Here is an 18,094-nt window from a genome sequence, read left to right on the forward strand (position 1 = left end):
GCGCTGGCTGTACATTGGTGTTTTGTTAATGGCCAACAGCAGTATATTCTGCAAAATAATATTGGATGTAATGCGGTTATCGTTGCCGCTGCCAGTTACCACCAACACATCCACATAATCTCCCGGCTTGGCAAAGCCGGAAATACCGGTAACATCGTTTATAGCTATTGATATGGCTCGGCAATCAGGGGGGATAATTCCGGTAAAGCCGGCCATTTTTATATCCATCAGTACCTTTTTATCCGTGACGATATCGTCCCTGATAAGCTGAAATCTTGCGGGCTTGCCCACAACCTCCCTCATGTCGGTAATAGCCCCCTCCGGAACCATTGCCGTAGGTATTTCCTTGGTGGTCAGCATATTGGATTGAATTATTGTACGGGGAGCTATGTCAGAGGCCGCCACAACAACGATGGTGGATTCTTTGCTCTGGGGTTGAGGCGGCGGTGCCGGTGATTCATCCAGATAGACGAATAACAGGACACCTAATAGGATACTGGCAGCCGCAGCTAATATAATCCAATACTTGTAGCTGATGTTTTCCATTAATTCTGAAAATTGTTTTTTAAAATCTGTTTTCATTTTTTTGTCCTTATCAAAAATTGTTTTATTGGTTATATTCCTGTAAAATGTATTATACATTAAATAAATGGGTAAGAAAATATTTACAGGGGGATTTTTTTGTGTGATTAGTGATATTTTTTTTCTTGATTATATAATTTTCCTTTCATTTGTTATGCTGGTATGGTTGGCAGGCAGGGGCCTCCTTGCATGGTCCGGCCGCCTGGGGACAGAATATCATGACGAGCTGGAGCATTTTATACGGGTACAGGAGCCCATTGAGGAAAATAAATGGCTAATGCTTTGGTCCATAGCTATACCGCTGATATGTGTTGGGGTTGCATATGGGCTGAATGGGATGAAATACCAGCTGATTTTTTCCGTGGTGGTGGCGTCCGTTTTTTTGGTGCAGTTTTCACTGACGGATTTTATATGGCAGATAATATTTGATAAGCAGCTGGCCTTATTTGCCATCTTGGGTCTCAGCCGGTTGTTCTTTTTGGGGGATGGATTGCTGGATGGCCTGATGGCCGGGGCAGTGGGCTTTGCCGCCTTTTTCCTGCTGGCAGTGATTACCCGGGGAGGCTTTGGGGGCGGTGATGTGAAGCTCATAGGAGCCATGGGCCTGTGGCTTGGTTCCGAGCTGCTGCTGACCACGATTGTTTGGGGGATTATTATCGGTGGCATAGTGGCCCTTCTGCTGATAATAACCAAAAAAAGAAGCCGCCGGGAATTCTTTCCCTACGGCCCCTATTTTGCCCTTACGGGTATGGTATTATTTTTGCTGACTGTTCACTAGGATTATCCTCAGATGGAGGGCGGAACTGCATATGAGGCAGTAATCATTTTAGGAAAAGAGAGGGGTGGACAGATAGCGGTCACCGGTATCAGGCAGGAGTACTACGATATTCTTGCCCTTGTTTTCCGGCTTTTTGGCCTGCTGTACGGCGGCAGCCAGGGCGGCACCGGAGGATATGCCGATGAGAATACCTTCACTCTGGGAGAACTGACGGCCATATTTGAAGGCATCCTCATTGTCGATGGGGGCAATCTCATCATAGATTTTGTTGTTCAGGGTCTCCGGTACAAACCCGGCCCCGATGCCCTGAATTTTATGTGGGCCGGCAGTTCCTTTACTCAGTACCGGTGAAGAGGATGGCTCTACGGCAATAACCTTAACATCGGCCTTCTTGGATTTCAGATATTCACCCACACCGGTCAGGGTACCACCAGTGCCTACGCCGGCAATAAAGATATCCACCTTGCCATCGGTATCCTGCCAGATTTCCGGACCGGTGGTTTTTTTGTGGGCTTCCGGATTGGCCTGGTTGGTAAACTGGGATGGAATAAAGGAATGTGGGGTGGTTTTGGCCAGCTCCTCGGCCTTTTCAATGGCTCCCTTCATTCCCTTGGCCCCATCGGTGAGGACGATTTTTGCACCATAAGCCTTTAAGAGATTGCGCCGTTCCACACTCATGGTCTCCGGCATGGTGAGAATAGCCTTATAGCCCCGGGCAGCGGCAAAGCTGGCCAGTCCGATACCGGTGTTGCCGCTGGTGGGCTCGATGATTACGGAATCAGCAGTCAGCTTCCCATCAGCCTCGGCCTGTTCAATCATTGCCTTGGCAATACGGTCCTTGACGCTGCCCGCCGGATTGAAATATTCCAGCTTAACCAGGATATTGGCCTCCAGGCCGTTGGCCTTGGCAAAGTTATTCGCCTTTAAAAGGGGGGTACTCCCAATGAGTTCGGTAACGCTGTTGTAGATTTTCGCCATAATAAACGCCTCCTGATGGAATAAATATTAGTTCATTAGCAAATACATATATGTTTAGTATGTTTGTATTTTAATACCTACCATTTTGGTTGTCAATAAAAATTTTAAAATTTTTATTCCGCATTAAAGGCCCGATTATTCCAGGGGAATAATCGGGCCTGCACCACACTTAAGGATATTTGCTTATTGCATTTTGGATAAATCGTTGAACCGGGTAAATTCCTTCTTGAAGAACATTTTAACCGTATCAACGGGGCCGTTACGATGCTTGGCCACTATAACCTCGGTAATGTTTTTGTTTACTGTCTCCGGGTCGTAATAATCCTCCCGGTACAGGAACATTACAATATCCGCATCCTGCTCCAGGGAGCCGGATTCACGCAGGTCACTGAGCATGGGCCGCTTGATTTGGCGGCTTTCTACGCTTCGGGACAGCTGGGACAGGGCGATAACAGGTACGCTTAATTCCCGGGCCAAGGCCTTTAGGGAACGGGAAATTTCCGAAATTTCCTGCTGGCGGTTATCGGTGGAGCTCTTGCCGGTGCGCCCCTGCATCAGCTGCAGGTAGTCGATGATAATCAGGTCAAGGCCCTTTTCGGCCTTTAGGCGACGGGCCTTGGACCGCAGCTCCATAACGGTAATACCCGCTGTATCATCAATGTAGAGGGGCGCCTCAGCCACCTTGTTGGCCACATTTACCAGCTTGGTCCAGTCGGTTTTGTCCAATTCACCCTTGCGGAGCTTTTGGGAGTCGATGCCCCCCTCAGAGCACAGCATACGCTGTACCAGCTGCTGCTTGGACATTTCCAGGGAGAAGAAGGCCACGGTTTTGTGCTCCTTCATGGCTACATGGGCCCCGATATTCAGGGTAAAGGCTGTCTTACCCATACTTGGGCGGGCAGCCACCAAAATCAGATCCGAGGCCTGGAGACCGGAGGTCAGCTTATCCAGCTCAGAAAAGCCGCTGGGAATACCGGTCAGTCCACCCTTGCTTTCGTACAGCACATTTATTTTATCAAAGGTTTCCATGACGATATCCCGCATGGGGGTAAATACGCTGACGTTTTGGCGGTTGGCCACCTCCATAATCATTTTTTCCGATTTGTCGATGACCTCTGCCACGTCATCGGAGGATTCGTAGGCCATGCCGGCAATATCGGTGGCTGTATTGATAAGATGTCTGAGGTCAGATTTTTCCCGGACAATTTTGGCGTGGTATATTACATTGGCGGCGGTGGCTACCGTATTGGCCAGGGCTGTAATGAAGGTTACGCCGCCCACCTTTTCCATGAGGCTTTCATTGTTCAGATACTCGGACACGGTAACAATATCCGCCGGCTCGTTTTTATTGAAGAGAGTCAATATGGCTTCATAAACTATTTTATGGGCATCCCGGTAAAAATCCTCCGGCTTCAGTATCTGGGCGACCTCGGCGATGGCCTCCTTTTTTATGAGCATAGCACTCAGTACGGCCTGCTCTGCATCAATATTTTGCGGCGGCAGCCGATCAGCTATAGGCATACATACTCCTCCTGGTTAAAGTGATTAATTTCAATTATTCAATTCCTCAGGTCCCAACAGGAGCTCAAAGGCCTCCTTGGCGGTAGCGACCGGGTGAATATCCAACCCTAAGTGGTGCTTGGGAATATCCTTGCTGTTTTCCTTGGGAATAATCAGGGTTTTTATCCCGGCCTGCTTGGCACCATAGGCCTTTTCAAAGACGCCGCCCACCGGACGGACCCGTCCCTGAAGGGAAATTTCACCGGTGACGGCCACATCCTGGCGGATAGGCCGCTGGGTAATGGCCGATATAATGGATGTGAGAATTGCCGTACCGGCACTGGGACCATCGATATTGCCGCCGCCAATGACGTTGATGTGAATATCGTAATCGTTAATGTCCTGACCGGTGATCATGCGTACTACGGAAGCTGCATTGAAGACGGAGTCCTTGGCCATGCTGCCTGCCGTTTCATTGAAGCGCACCCGTCCCTTGCCCTGTTCCCGGGCTTTAAAGGCAATGGCTTCTATTTCAATGACGGAGCCCAAAAAGCCGGCTACCCCCAAACCAAATATGTGGCCTACCTCCAGTCTGTCCGAGGCCTTTTTGGTTACATAGGGACTCAGGCGGCTTACCTGGGCCACCTTATATATGTCGGCCTTTTCAATTATGATATCCCTGGTGGTATCCGGCTCCTGATCGGCATGGCCGGTATCTGTATCCGCATTACGCTCCAAGGCCAGGCTGTAGGCATCAGCCAAAATGTTTATGGCCTTGCGGCCCTCGATGGTATACTCGCTGATAAGCTCAGCCACGCCGTCGCATAATGCGGCATTAAGCTTCTTGGCCGCATTATGGACAATTTCCTGGATATTGGCCGGGGTCAGGGGCTCAAAGTAAATTTCGGCACAGCGGGACCGCAGGGCGGGATTTATGTGGGTGGCCTCCCTGGTGGTGGCTCCAATCAGGACAAAATCAGCCGGTGCCCCCTCATCAAATAATTTCTTGATGTAAGGGGGAATTTTTTCGTCTGCTGGATCGTAGTAGGCTGATTCAAAATAGGCCCGCTTGTCCTCCAGCACCTTCAGCAGCTTGTTTTGCAGCATCAGGTCCATTTCACCGATTTCGTCAATAAAGAGAATACCGCCATGGGCATCGGTTACCAGGCCGGGCTTTGGCTCAGGTATACCCGTATCAGCCAAATCCCGGCGGGCACCCTGGTAAATAGGGTCATGTACCGAGCCAAGAAGGGGATTGGTCATATCCCGGGGATCCCAGCGCAGGGTGGTACCATCGGTTTCCACAAAGGGGGCATCCTCCCCAAAGGGGGACAGGGCCCGTTTCTTGGCCTCCTCCAGAACCAGGCGGGCAGCTGTGGTTTTACCTACCCCCGGGGGACCATATAGTATCAGGTGCTGGGGATAAGGGGAGCTAAGCTTGGCCAGCAGGGAGTCCACGGCCCGTTTTTGCCCCACTATTTCCTGGGTGGAGGCAGGGCGGAGCAGCTCCATTACTGACTGGGTCAGGCTGATTTTTTCCAGCTTCTCCAGCTGCTCCCGCTTTTTTTGCTCCAAGGGGGATTCCACATTTTTTTTCTCCTCCTTGAGGATTTGCATTTTTATATCCTGAACATAATCCTGATGGTTTTCCTCCAGCCGTTCAGCCACCTTTTTTTCCAGGTCATCCTCCACTGAGCGGCGGGCCAGGATATCGGAGAACTGTTCCGTCAGCTGTTCAAGAATTTCCATCAGCTCCTCATCCCGGGGAACCTCCTTGATGGTGGGATTATCGCCGATAATTCTCTGTAAAGCCAATACGCGCTCACCTCGTTTAGGTGAGCGCACATATTGTAAAGCATCCATTTTACCGGCCTTGATAACCAGCTTGTCGGAACCGTAATAGTCCACCAGCAGGTTAAACAGGGCATCAATTTTTCGGTCGATTTCATCCCGGGGACCAAGCTCAGCCTCCAAAGCAGTCTTGGCGGAATCCAGGTTGGCCTCCCGGTCCTTGGTTTTTAAATTTAATAATTTGGAAAAGAAATTTTTCATGAACAAAAACCCATTAGCCCTGTACGATTTCTACCTTGATGGTACTGGTAATTTCCGGATGAACCTTTATAACGGCCTCGTAGGTACCAACGCCGGTAATTTCGTTTTTCAGGGAAATTTTGCGCTTATCTATATCGATATTGTGTTTCTTTTTTAATACCTCGGCAATGTCCTTGCCACCCACGGAGCCAAAGAGACGGCCATTTTCGCCGATTTTTACCGGGATGGTTACACTGACCTGGGACAGCTGGGCAGCCATGAGCTTGGCTTCATCGGTGTCCTGGGCCTTTTTGCGGGCTGCTGAGCCGGCCTGGGCCTTGGCTACATTTATATTATTGGCAGTGGCCTCAATGGCCACCTTTTTTGGCAGCAGGAAATTGCGGCCATAGCCATCGGATACCTCTACGATATCCCCCTTTTTACCAACATTTTTAACGTCCTTCTGCAGAATTACTTTCATTTGTATCATACTCCTCTATAAAGTTATTTGTAAATTCCAATACCTGATTATAAACCTCATCCACAGTACCGTCCTTTAATTGAGTGCCGGCCACATTTTGATGGCCGCCGCCGCCAAAGTTTTCCATTATAAGCTGGACATTTATATCACCGCTGGAGCGGGCACTTACTCCCACAGTATTCTGGGTAAGCTGGAATACTACTATGCTGACCCGTACCCCCTCAATTCTGAGCATGGAATCGGCCACCTGGGCGGCTATAACCTGAATATTCGTCATGGCCTCAGGGCATTTGGTGATAATCAGGCCATTAGGCTGCATATAAGCACTGGCCTTGGCCTTGGCCTCAGCCACCTCGGTGGCAAAGTCCGTTCTAAAGAGCTGACGCACAGCCACCAAATCAGCCCCCCAACGGCGCAGATAAGCCGCGGCCTCAAAGGTACGAACCCCCACCTGTACGGCGAAGTTCTTGGTATCCACCAGAATACCGCAATACAGGGCTATGGCCTCAATGCGGGTAAGCTTTAATTCGTCACCAAAATACATGAGAAGCTCCGTAACCAGCTCACAGGTGGAGCTGGTGGCCGTTTCCGTATAGGCAATCTTCGTATTTTGGATACATTTTTCACTGCGGCGGTGGTGGTCGATAACCACAATCTGCTCAATGCGCTCCAGCATTTCTGGGGCAGCAGTGAGATGGGGGATAAAGGTATCCATTACAAACAGCACCGGATTTTTGGCGGTTATGTTTACAATCTGGTCAATGGTAATAAACAGCTCGGCGTATTCCTCCCGGTTGGACAGCATTTCAATGATTTTGTCAATACCATCATTCATGTCGCTGAGAATAATGTGAACCGGTTTTTCCAGGGTTTTGGCCATTCGGGCTACTCCCATGGCCGCTCCCAGGGCATCGAAGTCCTCATTGTGATGGCCCATGATGAATATTTCATCGGCAGTCTGCATAAGGGCCTTTATATTGGAGGCCATAACCCGGGCCTTTACTCTGTTCTGCTTTTCCAGGGCCTTGGTTTTGCCGCCGAAGAAGCTGGTTTGGCCGTTCATCATAATGGCTGCCTGATCGCCGCCACGGCTGAGGGCCAAGTCTAACATGGCCTGAGCCTGCTGACCCAGCTCTATGCAGGTTTGCCGGTCTGCCACGGAAATACCCATACTCAGGGTAATTGGCAGCTTGCTGGTGGTGTTAAACAGATTGTGAATTTTGTCAAGAATATAGAATTTTTCTCCCATGGCCATATCCAGGCTGCGGCGTTCAATAACCACAATATACATATCGCGGCTGATATGACGGGAATAGCCTTCCAAATGGGTTATCCACTCATCAATCATCTTGTTGGCTTCAAACATAAGGCTGTTTTTCTCGGCGTCATTGAGCCCCTTCAGTACGTCATTGTAGTTATCAATCTGAATGTACATCAGGACGGAGCGGCTGTCGGCATGAATGCGCTTCAGCAGCTGATAGGGGGTATCATCAATGATGTAAAGGGCCATGAGGCCGCTGGAATCCTCCTTGGTGGCAATGGGCACATATTTCACCTTGTAATGAACATTTTCGTGGATAAATACAGTCTCTCCGTTTTTGCCCCAGATCGGATTGAGATCCAGCTCCGGCCAAAAGGCAGTATCCCCCCGATTAATGCACATGCCATATTCCGGTATAACCCGGATATGCTTTTCCAGCTCCTTGTTAAACCATTGCAGGCGGCCGGCTTTGTCCGTAATGACAATCATTTGGGGCAGGTTGTCCAAGGCGTAGTTGGAGGCCTCATTGACATTGCTGATAACTGTATGACAATAATGGGCAAATTCCTCACTGCGGAACCGGCATCGCTCATATCCGAAGAACAGGGTGGCACACCATATCATAAAGGCGGCGGCACCGATATACAGATTGTATAAACAAAGAACTACCACAAACAGCAGTGCTGCCAGATGGATTATGATTATATCAATCCAGGCATTCAAGTTTCTAGGCATTTTATAAACCTCAATTCTCAATTAATTGCATCTCTTGGCGAAACGCTTCCGATAATCAAAAATCATATCAAACAGGCCCACAAATGCTAACAGCTGGGCTAATAGTCCATTGATAAATATGAAGCCGATGATAATCCAAAACATCAGGCGGGAAATCCTGTTCCGCAGCAAGCAGCTCAGCATGGCCACACCCTGAATAAAACCGGCTATGGAGGCAAAGATATATACATTGTAGGAGGCCTGGTTAAGCAAGGCAATATTGCGGGATTCTCCCCAATAAATACCTACCAGTGCAAAGCCAAAGAAATAGAAAATAGCTATTGGCAGATGCCAATTGTCCAGGGAGGGTAACTCCGGGAGAGAATAGCCAAGGCGTTTCAGCACCCGTTGCCCCAGGATGAAATTTACCAGGGTGGTTATCAGGCTGGAGCACACCACCACCAATGGCATGAGCATCCCCACTAGCTGGAAGGCCTTGCCAAAATTCTCCTTCATTTCCGCCAGCTTTTCCGGTGGAATTCCCATGGACTCGTAGGCTTCAATAGACGCGTTAAAGGATTCCTCCAGCACCTCCAGCTGTGTATTAAGCGGATTGATACCCGTCATGGCAAAGACTATTCCCAAAGCCAGCAGCATAGCCAATATGGCCGCTGTCAGGGAGGCTAATAGGGTCTGGCCAGCGGGGAGATTGTTCCGAAAGCCATAGCCCAAGGCAATGGCCGGTGGTGCAAAGGCCACCACCATGCGGATGGATGCCATCGGTGTGATGAGTATAGCCATAATAATCCCCGCTGCCAATATACTTAAAAGAGCCCATTTCAGACCATGCCGGACGACGAGTATCAATATCGGCAAAGGCCAAATCAGTATAGCAATCTCTCCCAGGATGGGAACGTAAGCACCCATTACGGCAACTATAACGGTGATGGCCGCCAGAAGACTGCTTTCGGTCATCGACTTAATTTTTACATCAGCCATGTTGAAAAAAACTCCTTAATCGTAGGGTAAGGGTAATATTCCCTCGCATTAATTCATCATTATATCATTTTATGATAAAACATGCTACCTATGGTAGATTGATGGTACTAATCAGCCGGTACAGGGATATGGGGCAGTGGATGAAAATGAAAAATCACCAGCCGGCATTGGAATTTTTTCCTCTAAAAGGAAGAAAAATTTGAACAATATTGTTATAATGTATGTTATTAGATGTAAATTATACCTTGGAGGTGTTTATTCATATGATGGATGAAAAAAAGATGCTGAAATTACAAAATGGCAGCGACATACGCGGCGTTGCCATGGAGGGGGTTGAAGGAGAGGCTGTGACTCTTGGCCACGATGCGGCCAATGTGATCGGTGCGGCCTTTGTAAATTTTTTGGCAGAAAAAATCGGCAAGCCGGCTTCCAAGCTAAAGATTGCCATTGGCCATGATTCACGTCTCAGTGCAATCAGCCTGAAGGAGGCGGCCATTGAGGGGGCAATGAATTTGGGGGCCAGGATGTTTGATTGTGGTCTTTGCTCTACGCCGGCCATGTATATGTCCACTGTTTTTGAGGATACCCAAATGGATGGTGCCATTATGATTACCGCCAGCCATCTGCCCTATAACCGCAATGGTCTGAAATTCTTTACAGCAGAGGGGGGCCTGGAGAAGGAGGATATCAAGACTATTTTGCTGGCAGCAGCCCGGCTTGAGCCAGTCAGATATGATATCAGCGATGTAGAAAAACTGGATTTGATTGACCTCTATGCGGCATATCTGCGTGATAAAATCAGAGTGGGAGCCAATCTGGAGGAGAACTATATGCAGCCCTTGGCTGGTATGAAAATAGTGGTGGATGCCGGTAACGGTGCCGGTGGTTTCTTTGCCAGGAAGGTTCTTAAGCCCTTGGGAGCTGATACTACCGGCAGCAAGTATTTGGATCCTGATGGACGGTTTCCGAACCATATTCCAAATCCGGAGAACAAGGAGGCTATGGCTTCCATTAAGAAGATTGTCAAGGATTCCCATGCTGATTTTGGCTTGATTTTTGACACGGATGTGGACCGAATGGGAGCGGTGCTGTCCGATGGCAAGGAAATTAACCGTAATGCTCTGATTGCCATGATAGCAGCTATTTTGGCCCCGGATAATCCAGGCAGTACCATTGTAACCGACTCAGTAACATCTGATGAGCTGACGGAGTTTTTGGAGGGGAGCCTTCATTTGAAGCATCATCGCTTCAAGCGGGGCTATAAGAACGTTATTAATGAATGTATCCGCCTTAACGAGGAGGGAATAGATTGCCCATTGGCTATTGAAACCTCCGGTCATGGTGCTCTTAGGGAAAATTATTATTTGGATGATGGAGCCTATTTAGCCGTAAAGCTGATTATTGCTGCTGCCAAGGCTCGTCGGAAGGATATGCATCTTACCAATCTTATTGAGGAATTGGGCTATCCGGCTGATGCCCGGGAATATCGTCTCAATATCAGTGGCCTGGAGGATTATAGGGCCTACGGTTATAAGGTGCTGGAGGAATTTAAGGAATTGGCCCGGGCCCGTGGTATTCAGGTGGCATCCCCATCCTATGAGGGTGTACGCTTGGTGTTCCCGGATGAGGGCTGGATTCTCCTGCGCCTGTCCCTCCATGATCCTAATATGCCAATGAATATTGAGGGCAAGCATGACGGGGATTGCGAAAAGCTGGTTAAAATAGCCAGGGAGTTGGTTTCTGGATTTGTTCATCTTGACTACAGTGTAATACATTAAGGTCCTGTAATAGGGCGTAGCGGTTGACAGTATCTCCAGGCTAATGCTATGATGTATACGGATAACAATGGGGTGAATAAAAATTTACCCTGCTCGGTGATGGCCGGGCAATAGAAGCTGTTTTCTTTGTAAGGAGGATTGCATCAATGATCGAACGGTATACCAACCCGGAAATGGGTAATATCTGGACCCTGCAGCATGAGTTTGAGGTTATGCTGGATGTGGAAATCGCTGCCTGCGAGGCCATGGCTGAGCTGGGGGAGATTCCAAAGGAGGCGGCCAGGAACATTCGTGAAAAGGCCCATTTCGAGCTGGATCGGGTAAAGGAAATTGAGAAGGAAACCAACCATGATATTATTGCTTTCCTGACCAATGTGGCTGAGTATGTTGGCGATGATTCCAAATATATTCACAAGGGGTTGACCTCCAGTGATGTTAAGGATACTGCCCTTGGCATTATGATGAAGAAGTCTGCTGAGCTGATTATTGATGATTTGAAAAAATTCCGTGAGGTTTTGAAGCGCCGCGCAGCTGAGTTCAAGCACACAGTCTGCATCGGCCGTACCCATGGTATTCATGCAGAGCCCATGACCTTTGGCCTGAAGCTGGCTCTCTGGATGAATGAGATTGATCGGGATATTGAGCGGGTGGAGCATGCCAAGAAGATTGTGTCTGTGGGTAAGCTCTCCGGTGCTGTTGGAACCTATTCCAACATTAATCCAAAGATTGAAGAGCTGGTATGCCAGAAGCTGGGCATTACCCCTGCACCATTGGCTACCCAGGTTATTCAGCGGGACCGTCATGCGGAATACATGACTACTTTGGCTATTGTGGCAAGCTCCTTTGAAAAATTTGCCACTGAGATCCGTAACCTCCAGCGTACCGATATCCGTGAGGCTGAGGAATATTTCAGCCCGGGGCAGAAGGGGTCTTCTGCTATGCCTCATAAGCGTAATCCTATTACCTGTGAGCGCATTGCGGGTATGGCCCGTCTGGTTCGCGGCAATGCCCTGGCATCCATGGAAAATATTGCTCTATGGCATGAGAGAGATATTTCTCACTCCTCCGTGGAACGTGTTATCCTGCCGGATTCTACTATCAACGTAGATTACTGCATCAAGAAATTCACCAACATCATTGATAAGCTGCTGGTTTATCCGGATGCCATGATGGAGAATTTAAATAAGACCGGCGGTCTGATTTTCTCCCAGCGTATTCTCATTGCCCTGGTATCCAAGGGAGTGCTCCGTGAGGATGCTTATAAGTGGGTACAGCGCAATGCCATGAAGAGATGGCTGGAGAAGGAAGACTTTAAGACCAATATCAGCAAGGATGAGGATGTAGTCAAATACCTGTCTCAGGAAGAGATTGATGAGTGCTTCAAGGTGGATTATTTCCTCCGTCACGTTGATATGATTATGGCCCGCTTCGGATTGTAATAAATTGAGTTTGGAAATTTGTTAATAAAGGGGCCGCTAAGCGGTCCCGATACTTTTTTATAAATGTATCGGGTTGTACCGGATACTGTTTTGAGGGGAGAGACCTTTATGGCTTCAGTAGTAATCCTTGGAACCCAATGGGGTGACGAAGGCAAGGGCAAGATTGTAGATTATTTGGCACAGCAGGCAGAGGTTGTGGTTCGTTCCCAGGGCGGCAGCAACGCCGGTCATACCGTGGCAGTTGATGGTGTGGAGTATAAGCTTCGCCTTATGCCATCCGGTATCCTGTTCAAGGGTACATTAAATGTGGTGGGTAACGGAGTTGCCTTTAATCCAAAGGTTATGCTTCAGGAAATGGATGGCATGATTGAAAAGGGCATTGACGTAAGCGGTATCCGCATCAGCAACCGGGCCCATGTGGTATTGCCATATCATTGCGAAATGGATAGCTATCTGGAGGAGCTGAAGGGAGCCAACAAGGTTGGTACCACCAAGAATGGTGTCGGTCCATGCTACGTTGACCGGGATGACCGCATAGGTATTCGGGTATGTGATTTCATTGACAAGGAAGAGTTCAGAAAGCGCCTGAAGGAAAATCTGGCCATCAAAAATAAGCAGATTGTGGGCATGTATGGCAAGGAGCCATTTGATTATGAGACTATTTTGAAGGAGTACGAGGCTTATGCTGACCGTCTCCGTCCTTATGTATGTGATACCATCGCCCTGCTTCACAATGAAATAAAGGCCGGGAAGAAGGTTCTCTTTGAGGGGGCCCAGGCCACCATGCTGGATATTGATTATGGTACCTACCCTTATGTAACAGCCTCCCACCCCGTATCCGGCGGTGTGTGTGTAGGTGCCGGTGTGGCTCCCCGGGATATTGACAAGGTTGTGGGGGTAGTAAAGGCCTATTGCACCCGTGTAGGCGAAGGACCATTCCCTACCGAGCAGCTTAATGAAATCGGCGACAAAATCCGTGATGCGGGCCATGAGTACGGTACAGTTACCGGCCGCCCACGGCGTACAGGCTGGCTGGATGCCTGTGTAGTACGGTATGCCGGTATGCTTTCCGGTATTGATTACATGGCCATTACCCGTCTGGATATCTTGGATATTATGCCTGAAATCAAGATGTGTGTAGGCTATAAGTACAAGGGTGAGCTCCTCCATGAAATACCGGCCTCCCTGAAGGTATTGGCTGAGGTGGAGCCTGTTTACGAGACCTTTGAGGGCTGGCAGACGGATATCAGCGGCATCAGAAAGTATGAGGACCTGCCTGAAAAGGCCCGCATTTATCTGGAGCGCATGTCCGAGGTTACCGGTATAGAGCTGGGTATCGTATCGGTAGGCCCTAACCGTGATCAGACCATTATCATCGCTGATGATTTGTTTAAATAAGAATTTGTTTCATATTAAGATAGGATACAATAAGAGGTTAGCCCTTTTGGCTAACCTCTTTTAAATTACGGAAAATCAAGGGAGTACCTTGTGAACAGATATATTTAAGGAATTAATGTTACTTAAAAACCGTTGTTATAAAAACTGCTGACAAATATAATCAACGTGTATGCAGTATATGGAGGTAAAGCATTATGTTGGCAGAGGAACTGGGAAATCGTATCAAAGCCTTGCGCAAAGCAACCGGTTTAAGTCAGGAAAAATTTGCCTTAAAGATTGGTATGGACAGAACTTATTTTGCTTCAGTGGAATCAGGTAAGAGAAATATTTCATTGCAAAATATTGAAAAAATCGCCAATGGACTGAATATTACCATATCGGAGCTGTTTGAAGGTTTGGAGGAAAACAAATGACAGATATGGAAGATAGAATCAAAAGTATAGTTTATGAAGAATTTAAAAAGGTTATAGACAATATTGAAAGTGATTTTAGCGTTAATTATGTTAGGAAAAGATATAATTTCTTATTGAGTCAGCTGGACGAAACAATTACTGCTAATATGGTTTTTGTCAGCAGCTTTGAATCCAAAAGCGGATTTGCCATAGAATCCTGTGCAAAACGAATTGCTAGATTAAAATTTGGCGATAATAATGTACCGGCCGTAGTAAACCCACGAAATATTCCACATGATATCGAACCTGATACTGTAAAAGGACAGGTTATTGTTACAGACATTGATGTGGACAATGGTGAACTGCGGGGGCATATATCAGAATTCAGAGCCACGAATGTCGCCTGTGGGACGGGGAAGAAACGCAGGGAAAGCGGGGTTACACAAAAAAGTATAAGAAGCCTTTTGGCCTTAGCGGATAAGTATAGGAGCGATAAATATCATGTTAAGCCAGTGGATTTGGCTTTCTTTAATGGTCATGATTGGGTCGTTCTTGAATTAAAGGCTGGTGGTGATTTGGATAGCTCCAATGCACCTGCTAATGTGGAAAAATTACTTACGATATACGCTGGATTGAATATAGATAATTCCAAGGCTTATTTCGCTACTCTTTACAATAAAAATGGTGAAGGCAATACCTGGACAGGGGCTGTAAAGAAGCATATGGCATTTCCTGAGATGTTCTTGATAGGTAAGGCTTTTTGGAATACTATTTTGCCTGAAGGTATTTCCTATGAGAGATTTACAGAGCTATATAAGCTTGCCCTGGAAGAATTAGATCTTAGTTCCAGGATAAATGAAATGATAAAAAATACTGTAGATAGACGCGGGAGGAAATAAAAAGAAATTAAATGATTACTAAAAATATAGATTGTGTTGAATATTTAAGACAAATGCCTAATAATTCGGTGGATTTGATTTTAACCGATCCACCATATAATATTGCCCAATATTCTACAGGCAATATTCCATTGCCAGGGAGAAGTGCAGTTAATAATGACTTAGGTGAGTGGGATTTGAAAAAGATAAATCCGGCCGCTTTTGTAAACGATTTTAAGCGCATATTGAAGCCAGGGGGCAACATCTTTGTATTTACCAGCTATAATCTGATTGGAAAGTGGCATGAAGCCTTTGATCCGGAGTATGACACATTTCAGTTTTTTATTTGGCATAAAACCAATCCCATGCCGAAAATATATAAGAATGGTTTTTTAAATAGCTGTGAAATGATCGTGTGTATGTGGAATAAGGGGCATAAATGGAATTTTACTAATCAAAAGGAAATGCACAATCATTTTGAAAGTCCAATCTGTATGTGGCCAGAAAGATTAAGAAATCCGAAACATCCATCACAAAAACCAGTTAAACTTCTCAAGCATTTAATTGAAGTGGCCAGCAATGAGGGTGATGTAGTGTTTGACCCATTTATGGGAGTCGGCTCTACAGGAGTAGCAGCACTTGAGCTGAATAGGGATTTTATAGGCTGTGAAATTGATAAGCAATTTTATGATGCCGCAGTTGCAAGGATAGAATTATTACAAGGGGGTAGATGAAACAAGGAGCATATCCAGTGGATAGGCTCCTTGTTTTAGTAATTAGTAATAATAAGATGCTCCGCCTGGCGATCATTGCGGTTCATAAAGCTGACAAGATATTTTTTGTCAAAGGATTTAATGCTGAAATCGTCCTTATACAAATTATATATGTAATCTGTATTTTTTATAATCAGCATGATTTTGGCTTTGGTATTTTTTAGACAATTGCATAATCTGGACTGGTCTTCCAAGCTAAAAAAGTTTTGGGCGTAGGTCGAAAAAGCACTGTCGTAGGGTGGATCAAGAAAAATAAAATCATCAGGGGTTGGGTTCAAACCCATAATAAAGGTTTCAAAGTCATCACAGTAAATGTCGGCAGCTTCCAGTTTTTTTCTTACATTGTCAGATAACAGATAATCAATTTTTTTTTGAAAATCCTTTCTGTTGTAGGAGATTCCTCCATATGGGACGTTAAACTCCCCTCTGTTGTTATACCTGAACATGGAGGAATAGCAATATTCACGAATGAATAAAAAAACAGCTGCTTGTCTGCCCTTTGACAGTCCATTATTATGGTTTTGCAAATACCTTATATACATGTAATAAGCCGATTTTAATGCCGCTTCGATGTTATCAAGGCGGTCTCCATCCGGTATGGAACCCTTTGCACTTTCCAGCTTTTGAGAACGCTTTATTTTACTATGGAGATTTTTAAATAGTTCTTTTAGAAAGATGGCAGAGTAATCTGTGGCAATTCCGGTAAGCTGTGTATTATATTTAGATAAAAAATCGTCAATGGATAAATTGCCATGGTATAGCTGCAATATATCTGTCGAGTGTTGGTCAACGAGTGTTTCCAAAGATGAAAATTCATTATGTTCGAGCTGGACATGGTGAACAAAATCACTATCCCTGTTCTTTACGCAATTATATAGATTGATTAGCTCCTTGGATTTATCATTTATACAGCAGGCTTCCGTTTCTGTGTCAAAAAAAGCCGCGCCGCCACCTACGAAGGGCTCAATAAAACGTCCTTTGTAGGCTGGCGTATATTTTCGTATTATAGGCAGCTCTTTTTCTTTGCCACCAGGCCATTTTAATATGGTTTTCATATTTTTCGTCCTTAATTCTATAATGTTGATATTGTAGCATGATTGTTGTATATAAGCAACAATAATTTGGTCCGTACTTAAATAACACTACTTATAAAACTATTAGTATTTTCTCTTGATTTTATTAGTCTTCTGTAAATGAAAGGGGAACCGGTTGTGTGCCGATTCCCAAAGAACTAACGGAGGGGGCTGATGGTACAAACATCAATTGCCCCTTTCTTACGGTTATTATAGCATTTGTTCCATTTTCGGACAAGCGCCTACTTTTATCCGATGCTAACGGGTGCTAAGACTCCCTCCTCTTAGGTGGGAGTAAAGCACCCGTAGCGGTCAGTGTCAGCTGCTCAGCTAAGACCATGGTCTTGCTTTGCAGGACACTTTCGCATGGGACGTATTAACCAATAGGCGTTGCCTCTTGGATTCGTCCGCAAAGCCCTGGGTAAAATTCAACTAAATTCAGGTGTAGTTAAAACTCCACCTGAATAAGTTATCATTTTATCATACACTACCAGAAGAGCTCTTCCTTCCAGGTGGGAGATGAATGGCGGTGCTATGAGCAGGCTTGATAGCTGGGAAAAGTTCATAATTGCTTCTGACATTGAAAAAAAGGTATAATAAAAGAGTAAGTGTGTGTATACGTCTAAGAGGAGAAAATTATGCTTGAATTAAAGGATTTAACCTATCAGGTTGAAGAAAACAACGAGATTAAGAGAATTATTGACCATCTTGACCTCACAATAGAGGATGGCAAATTCGTGGTTATTACCGGGCCCAATGGTGGCGGTAAGTCCACTTTGGCCAAGCTGATTATGGGGGTCAAGGAGCTTACTTCGGGCCAGATGATTTTTGATGGGGAGGATATTACTGAGTGTTCTATTACGGAACGGGCCAGGAAGGGGATTAGCTTTGCCTTCCAGCAGCCAGTTCATTTTAAGGGAATTAAGGTGCTGGATTTGCTGCGGCTGGCTACGGGGAAAAATATTTCCGTCAATACAGCCTGTGAATACCTGTCCAAGGTGGGACTGTGCGCCAAGGAATACATCGACCGGGAGGTGAA

At 46.4% G+C, this 18,094-nt stretch carries 16 protein-coding genes; 8 read left to right on the forward strand and 8 right to left on the reverse strand.

Annotated elements, in window-relative coordinates; translation table 11 throughout:
- Positions 1–582, reverse strand: a 582-nt coding sequence (gene cpaB, locus Q0Y54_RS05920) for a Flp pilus assembly protein CpaB (protein WP_297965236.1), incomplete at its 3' end; no start/stop codon positions are given.
- A 103-nt stretch (positions 583–685) separates the two neighbouring features.
- Between cpaB and Q0Y54_RS05925 the strand changes: the two genes are divergently transcribed.
- Positions 686–1,360 (forward strand): A24 family peptidase, encoded by a 675-nt coding sequence (locus Q0Y54_RS05925; protein ID WP_297965238.1) that lies wholly within the window; start codon positions 686–688, stop codon positions 1,358–1,360.
- Between the two features lie 48 nt (positions 1,361–1,408).
- Here the strand turns inward: Q0Y54_RS05925 and cysK are convergent, their stop codons facing one another.
- The 6 genes from cysK to Q0Y54_RS05955 form a co-directional block, all read right to left on the reverse strand.
- Positions 1,409–2,338 carry a cysteine synthase A gene (gene cysK / locus Q0Y54_RS05930; protein ID WP_297965240.1) on the reverse strand — a complete coding sequence of 310 codons (930 nt, stop codon included), beginning with the start codon at positions 2,336–2,338 and terminating at the stop codon, positions 1,409–1,411.
- Positions 2,339–2,521: 183 nt separating this feature from the next.
- Entirely contained in the window at positions 2,522–3,853 is a 1,332-nt protein-coding gene (dnaB, locus tag Q0Y54_RS05935; protein ID WP_297965265.1) for a replicative DNA helicase, read from the reverse strand.
- A 36-nt stretch (positions 3,854–3,889) separates the two neighbouring features.
- Positions 3,890–5,890, reverse strand: coding sequence for a Lon family ATP-dependent protease (gene lonC, locus Q0Y54_RS05940; protein WP_297965242.1), 2,001 nt, complete (start codon positions 5,888–5,890; stop codon positions 3,890–3,892).
- Positions 5,891–5,903: 13 nt separating this feature from the next.
- Positions 5,904–6,350: a 50S ribosomal protein L9 gene (gene rplI, locus Q0Y54_RS05945; protein ID WP_297965244.1), complete on the reverse strand. Its 447-nt coding sequence runs from the start codon at positions 6,348–6,350 to the stop codon at positions 5,904–5,906.
- A complete protein-coding gene (locus Q0Y54_RS05950; RefSeq protein ID WP_297965246.1) occupies positions 6,322–8,346 on the reverse strand; it encodes a DHH family phosphoesterase in 2,025 nt (674 codons plus the stop codon). Before Q0Y54_RS05950 ends, rplI begins: the two co-directional genes overlap by 29 nt.
- A 21-nt stretch (positions 8,347–8,367) precedes the next feature.
- Complete coding sequence (locus Q0Y54_RS05955; RefSeq protein WP_297965248.1) at positions 8,368–9,324, reverse strand: YybS family protein; 957 nt, start codon at positions 9,322–9,324, stop codon at positions 8,368–8,370.
- A gap of 266 nt (positions 9,325–9,590) precedes the next feature.
- Here Q0Y54_RS05955 and Q0Y54_RS05960 point away from each other — a divergent pair, with 266 nt between their 5' ends.
- From Q0Y54_RS05960 to Q0Y54_RS05985, 6 genes are all read left to right on the forward strand, one after another.
- Positions 9,591–11,102 carry a phosphomannomutase/phosphoglucomutase gene (locus Q0Y54_RS05960; RefSeq protein ID WP_297965268.1) on the forward strand — a complete coding sequence of 504 codons (1,512 nt, stop codon included), beginning with the start codon at positions 9,591–9,593 and terminating at the stop codon, positions 11,100–11,102.
- A 146-nt stretch (positions 11,103–11,248) separates the two neighbouring features.
- Positions 11,249–12,541: an adenylosuccinate lyase gene (gene purB, locus Q0Y54_RS05965; protein WP_297965250.1), complete on the forward strand. Its 1,293-nt coding sequence runs from the start codon at positions 11,249–11,251 to the stop codon at positions 12,539–12,541.
- A gap of 108 nt (positions 12,542–12,649) precedes the next feature.
- The gene (locus Q0Y54_RS05970) at positions 12,650–13,939 is read left to right on the forward strand and encodes an adenylosuccinate synthase (RefSeq protein ID WP_297965252.1); all 1,290 of its coding nucleotides are present in this window, start codon (positions 12,650–12,652) and stop codon (positions 13,937–13,939) included.
- Between the two features lie 194 nt (positions 13,940–14,133).
- A complete protein-coding gene (locus tag Q0Y54_RS05975; protein ID WP_297965254.1) occupies positions 14,134–14,352 on the forward strand; it encodes a helix-turn-helix domain-containing protein in 219 nt (72 codons plus the stop codon).
- Complete coding sequence (locus Q0Y54_RS05980) at positions 14,349–15,230, forward strand: TdeIII family type II restriction endonuclease (protein WP_297965256.1); 882 nt, start codon at positions 14,349–14,351, stop codon at positions 15,228–15,230. The genes Q0Y54_RS05975 and Q0Y54_RS05980 overlap by 4 nt, the downstream gene beginning before the upstream one ends.
- Positions 15,231–15,241: 11 nt before the next feature.
- On the forward strand, positions 15,242–15,943 hold the full coding sequence (locus tag Q0Y54_RS05985) for a site-specific DNA-methyltransferase (protein ID WP_297965258.1): 702 nt from the start codon (positions 15,242–15,244) through the stop codon (positions 15,941–15,943).
- Positions 15,944–15,978: 35 nt separating this feature from the next.
- On the opposite strand, the gene Q0Y54_RS05990 is transcribed toward Q0Y54_RS05985, so the two are convergent.
- Complete coding sequence (locus Q0Y54_RS05990) at positions 15,979–17,037, reverse strand: DNA adenine methylase (protein WP_297965260.1); 1,059 nt, start codon at positions 17,035–17,037, stop codon at positions 15,979–15,981.
- A gap of 656 nt (positions 17,038–17,693) precedes the next feature.
- Here Q0Y54_RS05990 and Q0Y54_RS05995 point away from each other — a divergent pair.
- A partial coding sequence (locus tag Q0Y54_RS05995) for an ATP-binding cassette domain-containing protein (RefSeq protein WP_297965263.1) occupies positions 17,694–18,094 on the forward strand: 401 nt, incomplete at its 3' end.

The organism is uncultured Anaerovibrio sp., from assembly GCF_947302755.1.
Taxonomy (GTDB): domain Bacteria; phylum Bacillota; class Negativicutes; order Selenomonadales; family Selenomonadaceae; genus Anaerovibrio.

Excerpts from the sequence above, each read along its gene's own strand:
- cysK (WP_297965240.1), bottom strand. The coding sequence starts at position 2,338 with ATGGCGAAAATCTACAACAGCGTTACCGAACTCATTGGGAGTACCCCC.
- lonC (WP_297965242.1), bottom strand. The coding sequence starts at position 5,890 with ATGAAAAATTTCTTTTCCAAATTATTAAATTTAAAAACCAAGGACCGG.
- rplI (WP_297965244.1), bottom strand. The coding sequence starts at position 6,350 with ATGAAAGTAATTCTGCAGAAGGACGTTAAAAATGTTGGTAAAAAGGGG.
- Q0Y54_RS05950 (WP_297965246.1), bottom strand. The coding sequence starts at position 8,346 with ATGCCTAGAAACTTGAATGCCTGGATTGATATAATCATAATCCATCTG.
- Q0Y54_RS05955 (WP_297965248.1), bottom strand. The coding sequence starts at position 9,324 with ATGGCTGATGTAAAAATTAAGTCGATGACCGAAAGCAGTCTTCTGGCG.
- Q0Y54_RS05960 (WP_297965268.1), top strand. The coding sequence starts at position 9,591 with ATGGATGAAAAAAAGATGCTGAAATTACAAAATGGCAGCGACATACGC.
- purB (WP_297965250.1), top strand. The coding sequence starts at position 11,249 with ATGATCGAACGGTATACCAACCCGGAAATGGGTAATATCTGGACCCTG.
- Q0Y54_RS05970 (WP_297965252.1), top strand. The coding sequence starts at position 12,650 with ATGGCTTCAGTAGTAATCCTTGGAACCCAATGGGGTGACGAAGGCAAG.
- Q0Y54_RS05975 (WP_297965254.1), top strand. The coding sequence starts at position 14,134 with ATGTTGGCAGAGGAACTGGGAAATCGTATCAAAGCCTTGCGCAAAGCA.
- Q0Y54_RS05980 (WP_297965256.1), top strand. The coding sequence starts at position 14,349 with ATGACAGATATGGAAGATAGAATCAAAAGTATAGTTTATGAAGAATTT.
- Q0Y54_RS05985 (WP_297965258.1), top strand. The coding sequence starts at position 15,242 with ATGATTACTAAAAATATAGATTGTGTTGAATATTTAAGACAAATGCCT.
- Q0Y54_RS05990 (WP_297965260.1), bottom strand. The coding sequence starts at position 17,037 with ATGAAAACCATATTAAAATGGCCTGGTGGCAAAGAAAAAGAGCTGCCT.